Here is a 3,524-nt window from a genome sequence, read left to right on the forward strand (position 1 = left end):
GCGTCGTCCTCCCGCCAGTGGCCGTCGCCGATCCGGCGCCGCACGAGCTCCTGGACGCGCCGGTACGCGGGCATGGCGCCGCCCGGGCCCTCCCGGTACCACCGGGCCAGCTCCGCCGCGTCCACCGTCGCACCGCCCACCGTCGCCGCCCTCCGCTCCCCCGCTGACCGGTCCTGTCGCCTGCGGCGCATCCTATGGGAGGGGTGCCGGGCGCGGACGGGCCGCGGGGCGCGGCGGGCGTCAGCCGGCCCCGGCCTCGGTGAGCGAGACGACCGCGACGACCCCGTCGACGGCGAGGGCGGCGGGCGCGGCGTCGTCCTGGAGCAGGCACGCGTCGAGCCGGTCGAGCCGGACACCGTCGCCGTCCCCGTCGCCGTCGAGCTCGGCGGTGCCGTCCAGGACGATCGCCAGGACCTGGGTGCCGGGGCGGGGTGCGAGGACCGTCGGGCCGCGCTCGATGCGGACCTCGGCGCGCGCAGCGGAGCGCCGGGCCATCACGTTGAAGTCGACGAGCGGGCCGCCGAGGAGCCGGCAGTCGGTGGTGGCGTCGCCGGAGAAGGCGAACGGGGCGTAGCGGGTGTCCACGACGTGCTCCATGCCGTCGACGGTCAGCGCCATGCCGGGCCCGTCCACCACCGTGATGACGCGGTCCACGCCTTCGAACGCGGAGAAGGGGCCGCTGTCCGCGACGTCGGCGAGGCTGATCCGCCATGCGAAGTCCGAGGTGCCGGAGCCCTCGGGGTGGGCCAGGACCTCGGTGGTGATGCCTCCGCCGTTCTTCCAGGGCGAGGGGGTCCGCTCGTGCGCGCGCAGGATGCGGGGGTGTGCCATGCGGGGGGCGTCCTTCCGGTACGGGTCCGCCGGGGCCGCGAGGGGCCCCGGCGGTGTGCGGGCGTCGGTCAGACGAGCGAGCCGGTGACCGACTCCGCGGCCAACAGTGCGCGGCCGGAGGCCACGTACTGGACGGCCTCCTCGATCTCGGGGGCCAGCCAGCGGTCCGTGCCGGGGCCCTCGACGGTCGCGCGCAGGCCGTCGCGCACCGCGGCCGTGGCCGGGGCGGGCGTCAGCGGGGCGCGCAGGTCGAGGGCGCGGGCCGCGGTGTAGAGCTCGACGGCGAGGACGCGGCCGAGGCCGTCGAGGGCGCGGCGCAGCTTGCGGGCGGCCGACCAGCCCATGGAGACGTGGTCCTCCTGCATCGCGCTGGAGGGGATCGAGTCGACGGAGGCCGGGGTGGCGAGCCGCTTGAGCTCGGAGACGATCGCGGCCTGCGTGTACTGGGCGATCATGTGGCCGGAGTCGACGCCCGGGTCGTCGGCCAGGAAGGCGTTCAGGCCGCGGTTGCGGGCGGGGTCGAGGAACCGGTCGGTGCGGCGCTCGGAGATCGAGGCGACGTCGGCGACGGTGATCGCGAGGAAGTCGAGCACGGCGGCGACGGGGGCGCCGTGGAAGTTGCCGTTGGACTCGACGCGGCCGTCGAGGGTGACCACCGGGTTGTCGACGGCGCTGGCGAGTTCGCGGGAGGCGACGAGCTCGGCGTGGCCGAGGGTGTCGCGGGCGGTGCCGTGGACCTGCGGGGTGCAGCGCAGCGAGTAGGCGTCCTGCACGTAGGTGCAGTCCGGGCCGGCGTGGCTGGCGATGATCGCCGAGTCGGCGAGCAGGGTGCGCAGGTTGCCGGCGCTGTCGCCCTGGCCGGGGTGCGGGCGCATGGCCTGGAGGTCGGCGGCGAACACGGCGTCGGTGCCGAGCTGGCCCTCGACGCTCATGGCGGCGGCGATGTCGGCGGTGCTCAGGAGACGGCGCAGGTCGTGGGCGGCGAGGACGAGCATGCCGAGCATGCCGTCGGTGCCGTTGATGAGGGCGAGGCCCTCCTTCTCCTCCAGGACGACCGGGGTGATGCCCGCGGCGGCGAGCGCCTCGGCGGCGGGCTTGCGCTCGCCGTCGGCGGTGCGCACGACGCCCTCGCCCATGACGGCGAGCGCGCAGTGCGCGAGGGGGGCCAGGTCGCCGGAGCAGCCGAGCGAGCCGTACTCGTGGACGACGGGGGTGATGCCCGCGTTCAGGAGCGCGGCGTAGGCCTCGGCGGTCTCGGTGCGTACGCCGGTGCGTCCGGTGGCGAGGGTCGACAGGCGCAGCAGCATGAGGGCGCGGACGACCTCGCGCTCGACCTCGGGGCCGGACCCCGCCGCGTGCGAGCGCACGAGGCTGCGCTGGAGCTGGGCGCGCAGCTCGGTGGGGATGTGGCGGGTGGCCAGGGCGCCGAAGCCCGTCGAGACGCCGTAGTGCGGCTTGACGTCGTCGGCGAGGGCCTTGATGACCTCGCGACTGCGGGCGATCTCCTGGAGGGCCTCGGGGGCGAGGGCCACCTGGGCGCCGTGACGGGCAACGGACACAACTTCGTCGGCAGCGAGGGCACCGACACCAACAACAACGGTCATGTCCCTATGAAGCCGCAGGCGGGCCCGGGTGCGCGAGTCGTGCGCCGCGTGTTGTGTCTGGCATCCCAGACGATGCGTCTGCGATCCCAGACAGATGGTTTGCGACCTGCCTGGTCTACGCTCGCCCCATGAGCATCGTGCCGGCCGCCGCCCAGGTCCTCGCCGTCCTGCGCTACCTGGCCCGCCAGGCCGCGCCGGTCCCGGCGGCCGCCATCAGCCGGGACGTGGGGCTGCCGCGTTCGACGACGTACCACCTCCTCGACACGCTCGCCGCGGACGGCTTCGTGGTGCATCTGCCGGAGGAGCGGCGCTACGGGCTCGGGGTCAGCGCCTTCGAACTCGCCTCGGGCTACGAGCGCCAGGCACCGATCCAGCGGCTCGCCCGCGCCCCGCTCGCCGCGCTGGTCGACCGCACGGGACACAACGCGAACCTGGCGGTGCTGCACGGCCGTGAGGTCATCTACGTCATCGAGGAGCGCGCCCCGGGCCGGCCGCCGCTGATCAGCGAGGTCGGCGTCCGGCTGCCCGCGACGCTCACCGCGAGCGGCCGGGCCGTGCTCGCCCTGCTGCCGCCCGCACAGGTGAGGGCGCTGTTCCCCGACCGCTCGGCGTTCGTGCAGCGCAACGGCGCCGGGCCGGCGACGCTGACGGCACTGCGCACGCTGCTGGCCCAGGCGCGGCGGCGCGGGTACGCGACGGAGGAGGGCGAGGTGACCCGGGGCCTGTCGTCGGTCGCGGCCCCGGTCCTCGACCATCACGCGCATCCCATCGCCGGGGTCTCGGTCACGTTCCCGGACGAGGCCGTGGACGAGGCGGAGCAGGTCCGGATCGCGGGCCACGTCGCGCAGACGGCGCGGGAGTTGACCCGAAGGGTGGGCGGCGCGACGGCCGCGCCGGGCGGCCCGGGGACGCCGGAGCCGGGTCGCCCACCGCGTAAGAGGCAGGGAAGGGAACGGTAAAAACACCCGTTTGCCCCCACCCGCCTCCCGCTGCGGGCCTCTTCCCCGACGGAAGCTGCCCCGGGCGGGAGTGACCCCGCCACCGGCGAAGGGTGGAGCGGAGATGGGCCTGACGAGTCGGGCGCTCGAG

3 protein-coding genes are annotated in these 3,524 nt (G+C 75.5%); 1 reads left to right on the forward strand and 2 read right to left on the reverse strand.

Annotation, left to right across the window (positions count from 1 at the left end; genetic code table 11):
* Window positions 1-240: 240 nt before the first annotated feature.
* Together GTW43_RS02880 and hutH are read right to left on the reverse strand one after the other, a co-directional pair.
* On the reverse strand, window positions 241-831 hold the full coding sequence (locus tag GTW43_RS02880) for a HutD family protein (RefSeq protein ID WP_161299970.1): 591 nt from the start codon (window positions 829-831) through the stop codon (window positions 241-243).
* Window positions 832-899: 68 nt separating this feature from the next.
* Complete coding sequence (gene hutH / locus GTW43_RS02885; protein WP_161299972.1) at window positions 900-2,435, reverse strand: histidine ammonia-lyase; 1,536 nt, start codon at window positions 2,433-2,435, stop codon at window positions 900-902.
* A gap of 128 nt (window positions 2,436-2,563) precedes the next feature.
* Here hutH and GTW43_RS02890 point away from each other — a divergent pair, with 128 nt between their 5' ends.
* Window positions 2,564-3,394 carry an IclR family transcriptional regulator gene (locus tag GTW43_RS02890; RefSeq protein ID WP_161299974.1) on the forward strand — a complete coding sequence of 277 codons (831 nt, stop codon included), beginning with the start codon at window positions 2,564-2,566 and terminating at the stop codon, window positions 3,392-3,394.
* Window positions 3,395-3,524 lie beyond the last annotated feature (130 nt).

The sequence above is a fragment of the Streptomyces sp. SID5785 genome, from assembly GCF_009870065.1.
Classification (GTDB): domain Bacteria; phylum Actinomycetota; class Actinomycetes; order Streptomycetales; family Streptomycetaceae; genus Streptomyces.

What these genes read in the sequence shown, in the direction of transcription:
- GTW43_RS02890 (WP_161299974.1), top strand. Translation starts at nt 2,564, where the DNA reads ATGAGCATCGTGCCGGCCGCCGCCCAGGTCCTCGCCGTCCTGCGCTAC.
- GTW43_RS02880 (WP_161299970.1), bottom strand. Translation starts at nt 831, where the DNA reads ATGGCACACCCCCGCATCCTGCGCGCGCACGAGCGGACCCCCTCGCCC.
- hutH (WP_161299972.1), bottom strand. Translation starts at nt 2,435, where the DNA reads ATGACCGTTGTTGTTGGTGTCGGTGCCCTCGCTGCCGACGAAGTTGTG.